Genomic DNA, 16,920 nt, shown 5'->3' with positions numbered 1-16,920 from the left:
GCTAGTTGGCGGTACCGTGTATAACATTGATAAGCGTTTCATCGCCTTGCGCCGCGTAGTTTGGCAGGTACTTATTAATTATGCTAATGCTGATGTCATTGCGGATCTTTTTGAAGGTAGCCTCATCAACAAAGCTGCTTTTGCCATCTTTAATGGCAACTGCTTTTATAGTGGTTGTTACGGCAACCGGAACTGGCTTGGTATAAAGCGTTGATTGCGCAGTAGGGGTACTGCCGTCGGTTGTGTAATAGATTTTAGCATCAGCATCTGCGCAACCTATTTCGACAGTAATGGGTTGTTTAAATGTTTTGCTACCGGTGATATATGGGTTGGGCACTATAAGTTCGTCCGTGATCTTAGATGTTGGTTTTTCCAGGTCCTGCATAAAAAGCTTATTAGCAAGCGTACCGCTGAATACTTCAAAATCTCCACCTTTGACAAGGTCATCGTAATTTAAATAGAGCTTGCTGTAAGGTTTTTTGTTAAGGTTCATACCTTGTATATACAGGTTATTCCTGTTTACGGTTGCGCCGGGATTGCTGATGGTAAACGTTTTGCCGTTTTCCAGGTTAAGCACAATTTTCTCAAACTGCGGCAAGGTTATCTGAAATTGATTTTGGCCGGGCATTACATTATACAACCCCAATGAGCTCATCACATACCAGGCCGACATCTGACCGCAATCTTCGTTGCCTGACAGGCCATCAGGCTGGGCGCTGTATTGCTCGCGCAAGATCTTGTTTACATAATACTGCGTTTTGTAAGAGGCATTGGTAAAGTTGTACAGGTAGGCGATATGGTGGCTTGGCTCGTTACCGTGTGCATACTGTCCGATCAGGCCGGTAACATCATCCTGCTGGCGGCCGCTGAGTTTTGAGCTGGTGGTAAAGAGCTCGTCAAGTTTACCTTCCAATTTATCGGCACCACCTAAACTTTTTGCCAGACCCTCAACATCCTGCGGAACCAGGAAGCTGTACTGCCAGGCGTTGCCTTCTGTGTAATTGTTATTGATCTCTGTGGGCTCAAAAGGCATGTACCAGCCACCGTTCTCGCGCGCTTGCATAAAGCCGTTTTGATTGTTATGGATGTTCTTCCAATATTGAGCACGCTTGATGTATGTTTTATAATCATCGGGCTTGTTCAGCATTTTTGCCATTTGGGCAATACACCAGTCGTCAATAGCATAATCCAGGGTTTTGGCTGCCGATTCATGTTCAACGTCAGACTGTACAGCACCAGTTTGTACATAATTATCAATACCAAATTGTTTGCGGTTAACGGCCGCCTTCATTGCAGTGAATGCTTCTTCTGCGTTAAAATCGCGAATGCCCTTTGCGTAGGCGTCAACAATAACCGGGATGCTGTGGTTACCCACCATGCAGTTAGTTTCCGTTGAAGCCAAAGGCCATATCGGCAATACACCGCCTTGTTCGTAAACCGCTAAAAATGTTTTGATAAAATCCAGCGTTCGCTTGCGGTCAATAATGTTCAGCAATGGGTTCTCTGCGCGGTAAGTATCCCATAACGAGAACCCGGTGTAGTAATTAAACCCTTCAGCTGTGTGAATTTTGTTATCCAGGCCACGGTACTGGCCATTCACATCGCTATATAAGCTTGGTGCCGAAAAGCAGTGGTACAATGCCGTGTAAAACATTACCTGTTTCTCTTTGGCATAATTTACTTGAGGTTGCTGCTTTTTTGTTTTGGCTGTTGGCCTGTTATAGCCATAAGGACTATAACCACTCGACATTTCACTTTGTGATGCTGTAGACGGTGCGCCACCTTCAACCTGTATCTTGTTCAATTCATCATTCCAGGCCAGTTTCGCCGTTTTGACTACTTTTTTGAAATCGAAATCGTTTACTTCAGTATCAAGGTTTTTTAATGCTCCGTCAGTGCTTACAGAAGAGATACCCACCTTGGAGATCACGCTGCCGGGATCATCAAAGCGGACATACATTTTCACATTCTTGCCTTCAATTTTACTCTTGCCTTTCTGCAATTCATCATTCAATGCAATGCCATAACTTTTAAACGGCTTGGAGAACTTTGCGTAAAAATAAACATGCTGATCTGTAGCCCATGACTTTGACCTGCGGAAACCCCGTATCTCATGATCGTTAACCACCTCTATCCAAGAGTCAAGTACCTCGTCGCGATGTTTAAGGTCTATGATGATGTTGCCCTCTTTGGCACCATTGTAATCATATTTATGCACACCGGCGCGTGTGGTGGCAGTTAGCTCAACCTCAATATTATATTTATCAAGCAGTGTATGGTAGTATCCCGGGGAAGCGCTCTCATTTTTCTTTTTGAAACCAGAGCGATAATCGGTGTTCTTAAATTGTGGTTCGCCGGTGGTAGGCATAAACAGCACATCGCAAAGATCGGGGATACCAGTACCGCTAAGGTGAGTATGCGAAAAGCCATAAACAACGGTATCGGTATAGTGATAACCGGAACAACCATCCCAATCTTCTAAGCGTGTATCGGGGCTTAACTGCACCATGCCGAATGGCAGCACTGCACCCGGATAGGTGTGGCCGTGGCCGCCTGTGCCTATAAACGGATCAACAAACTTAGCAAGATCTAACTTTTTCTTTTGTGCAAACGATGCAGATGTAAGGAACAGGCCTGTTAGCAGCAGCGCCCCACGAAAAACAAGTTTCATTCAACAGGATTTTAAACCTGCAAATTACGAGTTTAAGGTACTAAAATTAATATTGAGGAATAAAAACTTGATCAGTCTATCTCAAAACGGTCTGCGTCTTTTAAGAAAGGTAAAGCACGGCGGGCTTTCTTCACCTCGTCGCCGATGATAGAGAACGTGTAAACGTCTTCCTCATCGCGTTTGTAATAAACTACGTTGCCGTTTGGATCTATACAGGTTGAATCGCCTGAATGGTAAACTTCATTACCATCGTGTCCAACACGATTAACTCCTATAACATAAGATTGATTTTCAACAGCGCGGGCTGGTATCAATGTACGCCAGTGCAACGCGCGTTTTTCAGGCCAATTGGCAACAATAATGAGCAGGTCATATTCGTTTTCCGGCGTGTTGCGCAAAAATACAGGGAAGCGCAGATCATAACAAATAACAGGGCAAATACGCCAGCCGTTAAGCTCTACTATCAGTTTTTCTTTTCCGGCGGTATAAGTGTTATGTTCTTTGCCTAAGGCAAATAGATGACGTTTGTCGTAATTTTCGTGAGTGCCATCAGGCCGCATCCATATGAGGCGGTTATAATATTTTTCGTCTTCCTTTATGATCAAACTACCGGTAACTACCGCATCAAATTTCTCAGCCGTTTTTTTCATCCACTGCATGGTTTTGCCATCCATGGGTTCGGCCAGCTCAGGGGCATTCATCGTAAAACCGGTATTAAACATTTCCGGCAGTATAATGAGATTTGTTTTCTCGCGGATATTGGATAACCTGAGAGATATGTTCTGAAGGTTTTTATCAATGTTTTCCCAAAACAGGTATCCCTGGTAAACGGTGATCTTTAAGTTATCCATAGATTGTTTTATTTGATATAAAGTTAAACGTAAAGTTTTACATCAGGTTAAACCTTCAATAGTCTATCAACGGCAATATCAAGCGTTTCTTGCTTTTTGGCAAAACAAAAACGGAGTACGTGCCTATCCAGGCCCTTACGATAAAATGCCGAAACCGGTATGGCAGCTACGCCAATCTCTTTGGTTAAGCGTACCGCAAAATCAACGTCTTTTTCATCGGTAATGGCATCATATGTTACCGATTGAAAGTAGGCACCCGCACATGGTAAAAGTTTAAAACGTGTTTGTTCCAAACCTTGCCTGAAGTGATCGCGCTTTTGCTGAAAAAAGCCTGGCAGGGTTAAATAATGATCCTCATTTTTTAAATACTCTGCTAAAGCATGTTGCATCGGTGTGTTTACACTGAACACTAAAAATTGGTGGATCTTGCGAAACTCCTGCATTAGGTTAGCAGGGGCGAGGCAGTAACCCATTTTCCAGCCTGTAGCATGGAACGTTTTACCAAAGGATGCGATGATCAGACTCCGGTCGCGCAGTTCGGGGTAACGGGCCATACTCAAATGCTCCTGGCCATCAAACACCAGATGCTCGTAAACTTCATCGCTTAAGATCAAAATATCTTGATTTTTGACTAATGCCGTAAGTTCGTCGATATCCTGCTTGCTCAGAATGGTCGCCGTAGGGTTATGTGGCGAGTTTAGAATGATCATCCTGGTTTTGTTGGTGATCAGTCTTTTTACCATGTCCCATGGAATCCGGTAGTCTGGCGGTTCTAATTCGAGTGATTTTACCACGCCCCCCATTAGTTTAACCGCAGGTGCATAGCAATCGTATGCAGGCTCAAACATAATAACCTCATCGTTGGGGTGTATTACCGCACTTATAGCAGTAAAAACAGCCTGCGTTGCACCGGCTGTAACCGTTATTTCGGTATCCGGGTTGTATACGGCGCCGTAAAGCATTTCTGTTTTGATGGCTATTTGCTCTCGTAATGCAGGAAGCCCGGCCATTGGGGCGTACTGGTTATGCCCGGCCATCATGGCGCTGTTAACTAATTCTATGAGCTCCGGAGAACAGAAATAATCAGGAAACCCTTGTGACAAATTGATGGCATCGTGTTCAGCCGCGAGTGCCGACATGGTGGTAAAAATGTTTGTACCCGTTTGGGGTAATTTAGAAATCACAGGTATCATACGGCGGCTAAAATAACGGTATTTGTTGTTAAGGGTATGCTTTTTTTGAAATTAATGGGCATTCGGTAAACCACCGTTCGTGTGCGGCTGATTGTATAATTTATTTCGATTGTACCATTTATGATACAAAAGCCTCAAATGTTAAAGAGTGTGAAATATCCTGTGGAAATCATCGTTTCGCAATACATTAGCCCCAAAATAACTTAACAATGAACCGGAAATATCGCATCCCTGTAATCGCAATTTTATCATTTTCATTATTCAGCTGTAAAAAAAGTAGCACATCAGAAACAGTCACACCAACACCGGTTTTACAAGCAACCATAGGCGGCAGTACCTGGACGCCCGATACGGTTTCGGCTACCATCACTTACAATGCAACCGCTAAGACTAAAACGTTCCACTTTACCGGTACACAAGCGCAAAAGCAGATTGATATAAGCATACAGGATGTTAGCCCGGTAAATAACCAAAATTTCACAGGCGGCAGCTATCTGCCTGATGCTAACGGCATAAACACCTTTAATTATTCTACCCAAATAAAAAACAGCAGTGGTGCGTATGTATTTGCACCTTATGGTGTGATAAAACCCGGCGATGGAAATGTTACGGTGACCGCCTTAGACTCGGCAGGCAAAACTATCAGCGGGACTTTTTATTTTAACGCTTCAAAAAATAATTACGACAGTAATGGCAACATAATTTCTGCAGACCTGGTAGGTGTAAGCGGCGGTAGTTTTAAAATTCCGTACCAGTTTATTCGCCAATAATTACAATGGCTTATTGACATTTGACCTTGTAACCTGACTGGGTAAAAAACTGAACTTCTTTTTAAACGCAGCGGTGAAGTGGTGTGCATTTTTATAGCCTACAAGTTCGGCTACTTCACCAACTGTTTTGCCGGCCTGCAAGTAATTGTAGGCCGTTTCCATTCGCATCTCGTTAAGGTAACCAAATACAGTTTGGCCAAACAGGGCTTTAAATCCTTTTTTTAGTTTAAAATCATTAAGTCCGGTTCGGCGTGCAAGGTCTATCAATGAACATGGCGTTTGCAAATTGGCCGCTACGATTTGCCTGGCCTCGTTTAAGCGTTTAACATCTTCCTCGTTGAAAGCATCCGTTATTTTATCATCATTGGCCTGATGAAGCTGCATAGACAGCAGTTCTAATATTTTTGCTTCAATTAATATCCGGCGAATGTAATCGGGTTTGCCGTCATCCATAATGTCCATAAATATGGGTTGCATCCGTGTATTCAGAAAACTGCCATGCGCCAAGACGTGAATGTTGCTGCTGTGATATGAAATGCCTTCAATGATCTTAGGGCTCAATAACTGCTGCATAAACTTGTCTGTTAGGGCAATCAGCATTATCTGTCCGGATGTATCAATCCTTATCTCTCTCTTAAATTCGAGGCAGTTAAAACTGTAAAAATTGCCGGGAATCAATTTCAACCTCTTATTATCGGAGAAATCAGCTTCCAGATCTCCGCTTAATACAAACGTCATCATCCAGTGGTATTTTTCAGGCTCTATATAGAGCTTGCATTCAGCTGAAATTTCAATATCCAGCATGCAAACGGAAACCCCATTGAAGCACAGCTGCTTAGTATCACACGATCCCCAATCAGCATTTATAACCTTTTGAAATTGCTGAAAATCATTGTTCGTTATATCGTCTTGACATCCAATTTTAAGAATTTGTATTGATGACGCGGCTGACGTAAAGGTTAGATGCATAAAATCCGTTTCGCGTTGTTTTCAATCCGTTTGGCGTTACCCACCAAAGCAACAATACTGCAAATTTGCATCATTATTTATAATTAGTCTAAATAAATGAAACTTATTTTTATCTGCCTGGTATTTTTCTCTGCGAATGCAATTGCGCAACAGGCGGATACTGCTCATATCGACACATCGAAGAAATTGAAAGAAGTAGTAGTGACAGCCACACGTACAAACAAAAACCTGATGCAAGTGCCGATGCCGGTTTCTATTATTACCGCCAAAGAAATAAAGAACCGTGGCATGGTGCACCTTAATGAGATACTCGCAGAACAAACTGGTTTAAGTGTACTGCCCGACGCTCATGGGCAGGGGATACAGCTACAGGGCTTTAATTCTGATTACACCATGATCATGCTTGATGGCCTGCCGCTGATAGGCCGTACTACAGGTATCCTGGACCTAAGCCGCATAACAGCCAACAACATTGATAAGATAGAGATTGTGAAAGGGCCTGTATCGTCACTCTATGGCAGTGAGGCCATGGCCGGAGTAATCAATATCATATCGGCAACACCACCCAAAGGTGCTTCTGGTAGTGTAAGTGCCCGGTACGGTAACAATAAAAATGCAGATATATCGCTAAATGGAGGTTACGCCAATTCAAGATTATCGCTATCGGGCTTTGTTAACCGCAATAGCAGCAGCGGCTATTCGTTACAACCACAGTCCGGCAGTGCAACAGTGTTTCCATTTTACAATTATACCTTAAATGGAAGGCTGGGATACAAGTTTAGCAATGCTACCAGGATCACCGTTCAGTTACGCAATTATAATAGCACTGCTGATAATAACTTTTTAGTGGACAACAATCGAATAAGCGGTGACGGCAAGGAAAAAAACCTGACAGCCAGTGCGGGTCTTACTCATAAGTTTACAGATGCGTTTACAGGTGACGTAAGGCTTTACCATACCAGCTACAATACAAAGTCATTGCTAAACAATCAGGCTGATGGCTCAATTTACGACCAAACATTTTTCGACCAGAATTTTAATCGTGCAGAATTGCAGGGCGATTATAAGCTATTACAAAGTTTGCGGATCACGGCAGGCGCAGGCGCACAAAACGAAAGTGTTTTGGCAACACGCTACAATGATAAAAAGACATTTAACTCGGGTTACCTGTATGGCCAAGCCGATTGGACACCGATTGAAAAATTAAACGTAATTGCTGGCGGCCGGTACGATACACATAGCGTTTACGGAAATCAGTTTAGCCCTAAACTGGCAGCAAGTTACAGGTTTACGGAAAATTTTACTGTTCTTGCTTCAACAGGCAAAGGCTACAAAGCGCCTGATTTCAGGCAGTTATACCTCAATTTTACCAATGCAGTAGTTGGTTACAGTGTGTTTGGTTATGAAGAAGCAGCCAGCGAACTGAAAAAGCTGCAGGATGCCGGGCAGATCCAAAGCGTATTGATAGACCCATCGACCTTACAACGGTTGAACGCCGAGAGTTCTACTGCCTACAATTTTGGCTTTCGCTATAAACCTGTGTCGGGCTTAATGTGGACTGCAAACGCGTTCCGGAATAATATCCGCGACCTGATAGATTCGCAACCGATAGCCATTAAAAATAATGGACAATCTGTTTTCTCTTACTTCAATATCCACAATGTTTACACGCAAGGGGTAGAAACTGATTTAAGTTATCAATTTCTAAAACACTGGACGGTTAGCGGCGGGTTCCAATACCTCCAAGCTTATGACCAAAGCGTGCTCGATCGTATAAAACAAGGAAAAGTTTTTAGTATAGACCCTGCAACTCGCGAAACCGTAAAGGTTACCCGCAGTATGTATGGTGGTTTGCTCAATCGGTCGCGCTACATGGCTAACGCACGCGTTGCCTACGAAGATGAAAAGACGGGCATTATTACCTCTTTAAGGGCGATCTACCGAGGCAGATACGGCTTCTCGGATCTGGACGGCAATGGCATAGTGAACCGCCCGGATGAATATGTGAAGGGATACGTGCTGTTCAATGCCTCTGTATCCAAATTTTTCATGAGGAACCAACTGCGCGTACAGGTAACGGCAGATAATATCGGCAATTACAAAAATCCTATTGCCATAAGCAACTTACCCGGCCGGTTACTTTACGCCGGTATCACTTACAACTTTAACAAAAGCTAATTACATAACACTTATACACATGAATAAACTTAAAACCCTTTCATTAGTAATCTTTGGTTTCGTAGCAATTGCGAATACATCATGCACAAAGGATAATTCATCGCCTGAACCTGCAAAGGCAGCAACCTTAACCGTAAATACTGTAACCGATCTTGACGGCAGCAAGGGCGATGTTTACTACCGCCTAAGCGACAATAAACAGGCTACCGCGGATGATGTGACGGCCGGTAAATGGGATCTTAAATTCTCCACCACCAGCATCTACGTAAATAGCGGATCATCCGGCTCGGGCAATGTGCAGGCACAGGTTGTTGACAATACATTTGACGGTTTAACAACAGCACCAACATCCGGCTACAAAACAGATGCTACCGGCGCAAAAGCAGTTAATGGTTGGTATTTATACACGGCTACTAATTCCGTTCCCAACCATGCTATCCTACCTGTAGCCGGTAAGATAATCGTCATCAAAACATCAACCGGTAATTATGCCAAGCTTGAAATGAAAAGCTACTACAAAGGTAACCCGGATGTTACCACAGCAGCCTTTGCCGATTTTACCGCACGCGAATCTGTAACACCATCAAGATTTTACACTTTTAAATTCGCTTACCAGGCAGATGGTAGCGCTAAATTGAATTAACAATTGGTTAGTTGATAGAAAGTCCTGTTTACCCGCGGCTTTTGAGCGTTTGCCGCGGGTATTACAGGCACAATATCAAAACATTTACGCTTATGTGCGAAACCATCATCCTTACCCAAAAAGGCGCTACGGTTATCAGCCATTGCCCTGATTGTGGCATGTTAAATATCTGGCATCATAATCTGCTGCTTTGCTTTTCGCCTTCACAGTTTAACTCGTTTCAGCAGTTTACCAATGATATGAGTTTTGAAGACCGGAGTTTTCCGTTTCCGGATGGATCTGAAAGAGTTGTCTTGTGTACGCCAAACCGGGATATCAACTTTGTTTTCACCAGGGAGGAATGGGACGACTTTAATTCGGCCATGGTGGAAAGCTTGTACCTATTGGAGATACATGCGTTGTTAGTTTAGTTAATGGGTAGCAGTGATTAGCTATTAGCAGTCTAAATTTTCACACTTACCTAACACACCTGATCTTTGATCGATAAATCTCTAATCACCTACAAGCATCTCGGCACCATTGTTGTATTTTATCATGCAGAAGCGCATTTAGCCTTCCCGAATTAAATACAATCGATTATGAAAACTCAGGATCTGAAAAACAACAGCAATGGCCATCAGGGTAATCCTATTGCCGACCGTTCGTTTAACAACGCAAGAGAAGTACAAAAATCAAAAGGTATCAGCAATGGCGGTGGCCAGCGCTCAGACCAAACATCAAGCAAAGACAGTGCGCATAAGCCGCAAAAGAAGCAAGATTAATATTTTAATCAAATAAAGATGCCCCGGTTAAGTCGGGGCATTTTTGTTAATAAGCTTTTGGCTTATTTGCTTAATTTTGATCGATGCCCCTGAACACTATAGTCTTCCTGATCATACTTATAATTGCAGTAGTTGTAGTTTACAAGGCAAAAAAGCTTACCGTTAATGGAGCTTTAGCCGGCGGGTTAACAGCGATTCTCATCTACATTGGCGCCGGCATGGCCGGGATAACAGAACTGGCTGCTTTTTTCATCTTAGCTACTTTAGCAACTGCCCATAAAAAGCAATTAAAGAGTAATTTACCCAACGAACACCATCAGCAAAAACGTAATTTATGGCAGGTGGTCGCCAATGGTGGAATTGCTGCCGTATGCGGCGTATTTGCATTTTTATTTCCTTCTAATGCTAAAGTTTTTCAAATGATGATGGCTGGTTCTCTTGCTTCGGCAACAGCAGATACGCTTTCCTCAGAATTAGGTTCTGTTTACGGTAAACGCTTCTACAACATCCTAACCTCAAAACCCGACGAAAGAGGCAAAGACGGCGTGATCAGTTTAGAAGGTACGCTGATCGGAGTAATAGGTTCAGCGATTATCGCTTTAATGTATGTTGCTTACTTTGGTTTCAGCAATGCTTTTTATTTGATAATTGCTGCGGGGGTAAGTGGTAATTTTATTGATTCCATTCTTGGTGCAACTTTAGAGCGCAGAGGCAGTATCGGTAACAACACTGTTAATGCTATCAATACATTTGCAGCCGCAATTATAGTTTGGCTGCTCTATCAGCTTTAATTATTTGACGACTACCTGTGCCGTATTTCGGCTGGTTTGTTTCACCAGGACAGATTGACCGGCGGTAACATCTTGTAAAGCAACATCTGTATAATGCCTTAAAGTAATTAACTTTAAATCGTTGTTATACTTCACTTTAAATTTTTGTTTTAATGTACTTAAAAGACGTTCAAAGCGCTCCGGAATGTGATCGATACAGGCGCTAAAACTCAAGGCTGATGTTTGCATCATATTCACTTTTACCTGGTGTTTAGCAAAGGCTGCAAAAATTTCGCTCAGATGGCTTTCTGAGATAAAAGAGTAATCGACAGCAGAAATGGATATCAAAACCTGGTTATTCTTTACGATGATGACCGGCTTCTTAAATTTATTTACGGCGCCTTCCTTAATAATGGTTCCCGCGGCTGTCGGTTCCATAAACGGTTTTACCAGCAGCGGGATATTTGCGTTCTGTAATGGCTTAATGGTTTTAGGGTGTATAACACTCGCACCATAGTAAGTCATCTCTATCGCTTCCTGGTAGCTTAGTTCTTCAAATTTCACGGTATCAGCGAAAAGCTTAGGATCGGCATTTAAGATACCCGGTACGTCCTTCCAGGTAGTAACAGATTCTGCACCCAGGCAACTTGCAAATATGGAGGCTGTGTAATCAGAACCTTCTCGACCAAGTGTAGTCGTAAAGTTTTCAGAAGTGCCGCCCAGGAATCCCTGCGTAACAACAATGCTTTTTGATAATAGGGCAGGGATATCTTTTTTAATGCTGATACAGGTTTTGTCCCAGTCAACCACGCCCTCGCGGTAAGTGTTATCAGTATGGATATATCCACGTACGTCGATCCATTTACTGGAAAAGTTTTGGTGGTTGAACCAGGCGTTTACAATTCGGGTTGATACAAGTTCGCCGATGGAAACAATTTGGTCGTAGATAAAATCGTAATCATCATGCGGCTCGTCTTCGATCATCCAGTCTATCTCAACAAAGTTATTCGCTACTTCGTCAAAAACAGGATGATGATCGCCGAAAAGTTCATGTAGTATCTGGTAGTGATATTCCTTTATCTCTTCAAAAACGTTATGCACATCGCCGTTGCCGTCGAAATAAGCACGGGTAAGTTTTTCTAAAGCGTTGGTTGTTTTGCCCATCGCCGAAACCACTACCAGCAATTGCTCATTTCTGTAGTTGCTAATTACCTTACCGAGATTAATAACACCCTGCGCATCTTTAACAGATGCACCGCCGAACTTAAATACAAGCATTTATTTTACGTATTGACTAACAGCGGAATTTGGCCGCAATATATTTTTGATGGAAGGATAAGGAATAATTAATTCGGTTTGGCCTGCAGCAAAAGGTTTAATCTCGTAAGGATTGTAAACAAACCTCAGCCCAATTGGCGTTAGCGAAAAGTTATCGTTCAGAGCGAATTTGTTGTCCTTAAAAAAGTAATCTCGCGCAAGGGAAGAGGTATCGCTCAGCTTTTCATCCTTGCGGAATATCCCTTCGGCTACCTTGGTTAGTTCAGGATACTTGCCATCGGCAATAATATCGTTAAGCATAATTTTTTTGCCGGCCTTAGGGTTCCAGTTGATAAAGCCTGTAAAAGTTGAACCATGTGCGCCGCCCTGGTAGTTAAAGCCACCGTATTCAAGCGTGATCAAAGCAGAATCCTGCATCAGCACCTTGGCGTAGCTATCCATGGTGTAAAACATATCCCTTGATGGCTCTTTCTTTTTATAGTCAAGATAGCTTTGGATAAATTTTTTGGCCATTACAGTTAAATTTTTATCAGGCCTGTTATCGTCCATGATCACCAACTGAGCAATTTTCTTTACAATAGTATCGTTCAGCATCGGCATATTTTTGAATACCGGGTAATTGATGTTCACTACCGTACAGGCGCTATCTGCCTTTTCACCGCAATCGGGTGCACGCTCGTGAATTTTCTGGTAATTGTAAACCAGCGTGTCGGTAAAAATATCGTGTTTCTCTTTTTTGGTGTCGGTACCAAACTGGCAGGCTGCAAAGCCAAGCATAAAGGCAAATAGGGCAGGTGTAGCAATGTTTTTCATAGGTTAGCAACTTGTTGTTTTGACAACGATGCATTGATCCATCCGGCATCAAGATCGGCACCATATTTTTTATAAAAATTAATAGCAGGCTCGTTCCAGTCAAGCACTTGCCAAACCATGCCGCTAAACCCAAGTTCCCTTACTTCCTGAAACAACCTGTCAAACAGTAACTTCCCTAATCCCTTACCACGATGCTCCTCGGTTACTATCAGGTCTTCAAGATAAAGCCGGTTCCCTTTCCAAGTAGAATAGCGTACATAATACAAGGCAAAAGCAACAACTAAGCCATCAATCTCAATAACAAAAGCTTTCCATACTGGTTTTGCCCCAAACCCGGCTTCTTCAAATTCTTTAAGCGTAACGGTAACTTCATCGGGCGCACGCTCAAATAAAGCCAGCTCTTTTATAAGTTCCATTAAACGGAGGCAATCTTCTTTTACAGCTACACGGAGATTAAATTCTGTCATTGGGTCAACGGGTCATTAAAAAATCACTCTGCAATTCAATAAATTCTTTCTATTCTAAAATTCGAGTTCAGAAATTCTGTAAATCCTGATCTCAGACGGCTTTTTTAGCCCTGTTTCCAAATATGGTGCTACCCAGGCGCACCATGTTGCTGCCCTGTTCAATAGCTAATTTGTAATCAGATGACATTCCCATTGATACCGTGTCAAAGGTATCATCCTTCCTGAAAAAGCTGGTTTTAATCCCGTCGAAGAAAGTTTTTAGCTCGTAATATTCTTCTTTTATTTGTTTTTCGTTATCAGTATTAGTAGCTATACCCATTAGCCCGCGTATACGAATGTTCTTTAATGCAGCAAATTCCTCGCTACGTAACATCTCAATGGCCTCGTCAAAACCTAAGCCGAATTTGGTTTCCTCATCGGCAATGTAAACCTGCAGCAGGCAGTCAATCACCCTGTTTGCCCTGGCAGCGTGTTTGTTTATCTCTTGTATCAATTTAATGCTATCAACAGATTGTATCATGCTTATAAAAGGCGCAATATATTTTACTTTGTTGGTTTGCAGGTGACCGATGATGTGCCACTCTATATCGGCAGGGAGTTGAGGCTGTTTTTCAACCAGTTCTTGAATAATGTTTTCACCAAATAAACGCTGGCCTGCATCATAAGCTTCCTGTATATCCGTTATGGGTTTGGTTTTTGAAACTGCTAACAATGTCACACCTATTTGCTCGGTCTCTTTTTTTAGGTTCCTTATATTATCTGCAATGCTCATTAATCCGTAAATTTGTGTTTAAAACGCCGCTAAATTACAGAATGCAGAAATATATAACCTTGTTTTTTTCAGTATTGCTATTTGCTGCATGTAAACAGGCTTCGGCACCGCCGGCTGATGTTGTAGCAGAACCGCAAATGGTTAATCTGTTAACCGAATTACATTTAACTGATGGCGAACTATATACCGTTACGCCCGTAGCAGACACGCTTTATAAATACGGTAGAGAAAAATATATTGCTGTATTTAAAAAACATCACATCAGTGAAAAACAGTTTGACGACAGCTACAAATATTATACGCAAGACCCTGAAAAGATACAGGGCATATATGAAAAAGTTGATAAAGTGCTAAAGGCAAAACTCGACTCGATTACAAAAGCCGGGAAAAAGCCCGGTGCTACCCAACAAAAGCCTCAAATTAATGCTGTACCCCAAGAATAGCGCAGATAAACTTGGTTTTACCGAGATAAAAGAACTTATAAAAGCGCACTGCCTGAGCACCATGGGGCAAGACATGGTGAACAAGATACAGGTGATGACCAATTACGACCTGATCTTGAAATTTTTAAATCAGGCAAACGAATTTAAGAATATACTACAGAACGATGATGCACTGCCCATCAATCATTTTTATGATATAAAATCGCTCGCCAACAAAGCCAAAATAGAAGGCGCCTTTTTATCTGAAGAAGAATTTTTCCAGGTACTGGCATCACTTAACACTGTTTTTGCAGTGATAGCCTATTTTAATGAGCGGGAAGGTATTTACCCTAACCTGGAAGCACTGTTTGAGCATTTGCCCATTGAGAAAGCCATTATCCGCAAGATAGACCAGGTGATAGACCCTAAGGGAAAGATCCGTCATAATGCATCACGTGAGCTGATGGAAATAACGTCAGGTATTGCCAAGGCAGAGCAGGAAGCGCGCAAAAAAATAGACCAGGTGTTTAAGCAGGCATCAGCCAACAACTGGACGGCCGATGGTTCGCTTACCGTACGTGATGGCCGCTTGTGCATCCCTTTACTGGCCGAGAACAAACGTAAACTTAAAGGTTTTATCCATGACGAATCTGCTTCGGGCCAAACCGTTTATATGGAGCCGGAGGAGGTGTTCTCGCTCAATAACCTCATTCGCGATCTGGAATTTGAGCGCCGCCGCGAGATCATCAAAATACTCACTGCCTTAACAGATGAGCTGAGGCCTTATGTACCTTTGCTATTATCTTACCATGGATTGTTAACCAAGCTTGATTTTGTGCGGGCAAAGGCATTGTTTGCCATTGAGATTGAAGCAGAAATGCCGAAATTGGTTAATGAAGGAAAATTTCGCCTGTTAAATGCAAGGCATCCATTGTTGTTCCTCAATTTTAAAAAGGAGCACAAATCGGTAGTACCACTCAATGTTTCTATAGACGATAGTACGCGGATAATCGTAGTATCAGGCCCTAACGCGGGAGGCAAATCGGTCTGTATGAAAACGGTTGGCCTGCTTCAGATGATGGTGCAGGCAGGTTTGCTGATACCGGCGAGCGCGGATAGTGTAGCTGGCGTATTCAAACAATTGTTTGTTGATATAGGTGACGATCAATCTATAGAAAGCGACTTAAGTACTTACAGCGCTCATCTTTCTAAAATGAAAAAGTTTGTGGAAGATGCCAACGGCAAAACCATGATACTGATAGATGAGTTTGGTACCGGTACCGATCCGCAATTTGGTGGCCCCATTGCCGAAGCTGTTTTAGAAGCTTTAAACAATAAACAGGTAAGGGGTATGGTAACCACCCATTACTCAAACCTGAAGATCTTCGCCAGCAATACGGAGGGGATAGAGAATGCATCAATGTTATTTAACAATACCGAAATGCAGCCGCTTTACATGCTTGAGGTAGGCAAACCCGGTAGTTCTTATGCCTTTGAGATAGCGCAGAAAATTGGCCTGCCTCAAAACGTGCTTAACTTGGCGAAAAACAAAATAAGCGCAGGGCAAAAAAAGGTTGATAGCCTACTGGTTGACCTTGAGCGCGAGAAGAAGGAAATATTTGACACCAAACTAAAGCTGGATAAACAGCAGCGACGTGTGAATACCTTACTGGCAGAGAATGAAGAGTTAAAATCCTTTTTAGATGAGAACCGCAAGAACCTCTTGCGCGAAGCGAAGCAGGAAGCAAAAACCATCATACTTAACGCAAACAAACTTGTTGAAAATACCATTGCCGAAATTAAGAGCAGCAATGCCGATAAGGAGGTTACACGCTCCCTTCGAGAAAATCTTAATAATGAGGTAAAGAAAAACACCGTTAAGGTTGAAAGCCCTGCGAATGCCGCTGCCACGGATGAAGAAATTAAACCCGGGGACTGGGTAAAACTGATCGATGGTGACACCACCGGCCAGGTGATGGAAGTAATAAAAGACAACGTAGTAATTGCCATGGGCGACCTGCGTACCGTGGTAAAAAAGAAACGGGTTGAAAAAGTTACCCGTGCATCAGTACCCAAAGAGATCCGTCGCGGCAATAATCAAACAGGCGATATGGCCAGTTTTAGTCCGGAAATTGATGTGAGGGGTATGCGTACCGAGGATGCCTTGCATGCCATTGAAAAGCTTTTTGACCGCGCATTGATGATGGGCTTTAACAATCTTAAGATTCTGCACGGCAAAGGCGATGGTATCTTACGTAAAATGATACGACAGTATCTTAAAAAGTATGAGCAGGTAGATAGGATGGAGGATGAGCATGCAGACAGGGGCGGTGATGGTATTACATATGTGTATTTAAAATAA

Annotated in this window: 16 protein-coding genes; 8 read left to right on the top strand and 8 right to left on the bottom strand. The window is 42.7% G+C overall.

Features of this window, described 5'->3' with window-relative positions:
- Position 1: 1 nt before the first annotated feature.
- The 3 genes from FPZ42_RS10950 to FPZ42_RS10940 all read right to left on the bottom strand — a co-directional run bounded on the left by FPZ42_RS10950 (position 2) and on the right by FPZ42_RS10940 (position 4,715).
- The gene (locus tag FPZ42_RS10950; RefSeq protein ID WP_146271274.1) at positions 2–2,671 is read right to left on the bottom strand and encodes a GH92 family glycosyl hydrolase; all 2,670 of its coding nucleotides are present in this window, start codon (positions 2,669–2,671) and stop codon (positions 2–4) included.
- Positions 2,672–2,742: 71 nt separating this feature from the next.
- Positions 2,743–3,522, bottom strand: a complete 780-nt coding sequence (locus FPZ42_RS10945; RefSeq protein WP_146271272.1) for an amidohydrolase — start codon at positions 3,520–3,522, stop codon at positions 2,743–2,745.
- Positions 3,523–3,569: 47 nt separating this feature from the next.
- Positions 3,570–4,715, bottom strand: coding sequence for a methionine aminotransferase (locus FPZ42_RS10940; protein ID WP_146271270.1), 1,146 nt, complete (start codon positions 4,713–4,715; stop codon positions 3,570–3,572).
- 209 nt (positions 4,716–4,924) lie between these two features.
- Here FPZ42_RS10940 and FPZ42_RS10935 point away from each other — a divergent pair, with 209 nt between their 5' ends.
- Entirely contained in the window at positions 4,925–5,485 is a 561-nt protein-coding gene (locus FPZ42_RS10935) for a DUF6252 family protein (RefSeq protein WP_146271268.1), read from the top strand.
- On the opposite strand, the gene FPZ42_RS10930 is transcribed toward FPZ42_RS10935, so the two are convergent.
- Positions 5,486–6,289: a helix-turn-helix transcriptional regulator gene (locus FPZ42_RS10930; protein ID WP_186458746.1), complete on the bottom strand. Its 804-nt coding sequence runs from the start codon at positions 6,287–6,289 to the stop codon at positions 5,486–5,488.
- Between the two features lie 261 nt (positions 6,290–6,550).
- Between FPZ42_RS10930 and FPZ42_RS10925 the strand changes: the two genes are divergently transcribed.
- From FPZ42_RS10925 to FPZ42_RS10905, 5 genes are all read left to right on the top strand, one after another.
- Positions 6,551–8,632 carry a TonB-dependent receptor plug domain-containing protein gene (locus tag FPZ42_RS10925; protein WP_146271264.1) on the top strand — a complete coding sequence of 694 codons (2,082 nt, stop codon included), beginning with the start codon at positions 6,551–6,553 and terminating at the stop codon, positions 8,630–8,632.
- A 19-nt stretch (positions 8,633–8,651) separates the two neighbouring features.
- Positions 8,652–9,275 carry an HmuY family protein gene (locus FPZ42_RS10920; RefSeq protein ID WP_146271262.1) on the top strand — a complete coding sequence of 208 codons (624 nt, stop codon included), beginning with the start codon at positions 8,652–8,654 and terminating at the stop codon, positions 9,273–9,275.
- A gap of 92 nt (positions 9,276–9,367) precedes the next feature.
- Positions 9,368–9,685 (top strand): DUF6686 family protein, encoded by a 318-nt coding sequence (locus tag FPZ42_RS10915; RefSeq protein ID WP_261382276.1) that lies wholly within the window; start codon positions 9,368–9,370, stop codon positions 9,683–9,685.
- Positions 9,686–9,853: 168 nt separating this feature from the next.
- Entirely contained in the window at positions 9,854–10,036 is a 183-nt protein-coding gene (locus tag FPZ42_RS10910; RefSeq protein ID WP_146271260.1) for a hypothetical protein, read from the top strand.
- Between the two features lie 83 nt (positions 10,037–10,119).
- Complete coding sequence (locus FPZ42_RS10905; protein WP_146271258.1) at positions 10,120–10,827, top strand: DUF92 domain-containing protein; 708 nt, start codon at positions 10,120–10,122, stop codon at positions 10,825–10,827.
- Here the strand turns inward: FPZ42_RS10905 and FPZ42_RS10900 are convergent, their stop codons facing one another.
- From FPZ42_RS10900 to FPZ42_RS10885, 4 genes are all read right to left on the bottom strand, one after another.
- The gene (locus FPZ42_RS10900; RefSeq protein ID WP_146271256.1) at positions 10,828–12,084 is read right to left on the bottom strand and encodes an aspartate kinase; all 1,257 of its coding nucleotides are present in this window, start codon (positions 12,082–12,084) and stop codon (positions 10,828–10,830) included.
- Positions 12,085–12,897 (bottom strand): DUF3298 and DUF4163 domain-containing protein, encoded by an 813-nt coding sequence (locus FPZ42_RS10895; protein WP_146271254.1) that lies wholly within the window; start codon positions 12,895–12,897, stop codon positions 12,085–12,087.
- Positions 12,894–13,364 carry a GNAT family N-acetyltransferase gene (locus FPZ42_RS10890; protein WP_146271252.1) on the bottom strand — a complete coding sequence of 157 codons (471 nt, stop codon included), beginning with the start codon at positions 13,362–13,364 and terminating at the stop codon, positions 12,894–12,896. The genes FPZ42_RS10895 and FPZ42_RS10890 overlap by 4 nt, the downstream gene beginning before the upstream one ends.
- A 91-nt stretch (positions 13,365–13,455) precedes the next feature.
- Complete coding sequence (locus FPZ42_RS10885) at positions 13,456–14,136, bottom strand: YggS family pyridoxal phosphate-dependent enzyme (RefSeq protein WP_146271250.1); 681 nt, start codon at positions 14,134–14,136, stop codon at positions 13,456–13,458.
- 41 nt (positions 14,137–14,177) lie between these two features.
- On the opposite strand from FPZ42_RS10885, the gene FPZ42_RS10880 reads away from it, so the two are divergent.
- Together FPZ42_RS10880 and FPZ42_RS10875 are read left to right on the top strand one after the other, a co-directional pair.
- Positions 14,178–14,579 (top strand): DUF4296 domain-containing protein, encoded by a 402-nt coding sequence (locus FPZ42_RS10880; RefSeq protein WP_186458745.1) that lies wholly within the window; start codon positions 14,178–14,180, stop codon positions 14,577–14,579.
- Entirely contained in the window at positions 14,560–16,920 is a 2,361-nt protein-coding gene (locus tag FPZ42_RS10875) for an endonuclease MutS2 (protein ID WP_146271247.1), read from the top strand. The genes FPZ42_RS10880 and FPZ42_RS10875 overlap by 20 nt, the downstream gene beginning before the upstream one ends.

The organism is Mucilaginibacter achroorhodeus, assembly GCF_007846095.1.
Classification (GTDB): Bacteria; Bacteroidota; Bacteroidia; order Sphingobacteriales; family Sphingobacteriaceae; genus Mucilaginibacter; species Mucilaginibacter achroorhodeus.
This window is presented reverse-complemented; position numbering and strand designations above follow the sequence as displayed.

Excerpts from the sequence above, each read along its gene's own strand:
- FPZ42_RS10890 (WP_146271252.1), bottom strand. The coding sequence starts at position 13,364 with ATGACAGAATTTAATCTCCGTGTAGCTGTAAAAGAAGATTGCCTCCGT.
- FPZ42_RS10945 (WP_146271272.1), bottom strand. The coding sequence starts at position 3,522 with ATGGATAACTTAAAGATCACCGTTTACCAGGGATACCTGTTTTGGGAA.
- FPZ42_RS10895 (WP_146271254.1), bottom strand. The coding sequence starts at position 12,897 with ATGAAAAACATTGCTACACCTGCCCTATTTGCCTTTATGCTTGGCTTT.
- FPZ42_RS10920 (WP_146271262.1), top strand. The coding sequence starts at position 8,652 with ATGAATAAACTTAAAACCCTTTCATTAGTAATCTTTGGTTTCGTAGCA.
- FPZ42_RS10880 (WP_186458745.1), top strand. The coding sequence starts at position 14,178 with ATGCAGAAATATATAACCTTGTTTTTTTCAGTATTGCTATTTGCTGCA.
- FPZ42_RS10925 (WP_146271264.1), top strand. The coding sequence starts at position 6,551 with ATGAAACTTATTTTTATCTGCCTGGTATTTTTCTCTGCGAATGCAATT.
- FPZ42_RS10875 (WP_146271247.1), top strand. The coding sequence starts at position 14,560 with ATGCTGTACCCCAAGAATAGCGCAGATAAACTTGGTTTTACCGAGATA.
- FPZ42_RS10885 (WP_146271250.1), bottom strand. The coding sequence starts at position 14,136 with ATGAGCATTGCAGATAATATAAGGAACCTAAAAAAAGAGACCGAGCAA.
- FPZ42_RS10950 (WP_146271274.1), bottom strand. The coding sequence starts at position 2,671 with ATGAAACTTGTTTTTCGTGGGGCGCTGCTGCTAACAGGCCTGTTCCTT.
- FPZ42_RS10935 (WP_146271268.1), top strand. The coding sequence starts at position 4,925 with ATGAACCGGAAATATCGCATCCCTGTAATCGCAATTTTATCATTTTCA.
- FPZ42_RS10910 (WP_146271260.1), top strand. The coding sequence starts at position 9,854 with ATGAAAACTCAGGATCTGAAAAACAACAGCAATGGCCATCAGGGTAAT.
- FPZ42_RS10900 (WP_146271256.1), bottom strand. The coding sequence starts at position 12,084 with ATGCTTGTATTTAAGTTCGGCGGTGCATCTGTTAAAGATGCGCAGGGT.
- FPZ42_RS10905 (WP_146271258.1), top strand. The coding sequence starts at position 10,120 with ATGCCCCTGAACACTATAGTCTTCCTGATCATACTTATAATTGCAGTA.
- FPZ42_RS10915 (WP_261382276.1), top strand. The coding sequence starts at position 9,368 with ATGTGCGAAACCATCATCCTTACCCAAAAAGGCGCTACGGTTATCAGC.
- FPZ42_RS10930 (WP_186458746.1), bottom strand. The coding sequence starts at position 6,289 with ATGCTGGATATTGAAATTTCAGCTGAATGCAAGCTCTATATAGAGCCT.
- FPZ42_RS10940 (WP_146271270.1), bottom strand. The coding sequence starts at position 4,715 with ATGATACCTGTGATTTCTAAATTACCCCAAACGGGTACAAACATTTTT.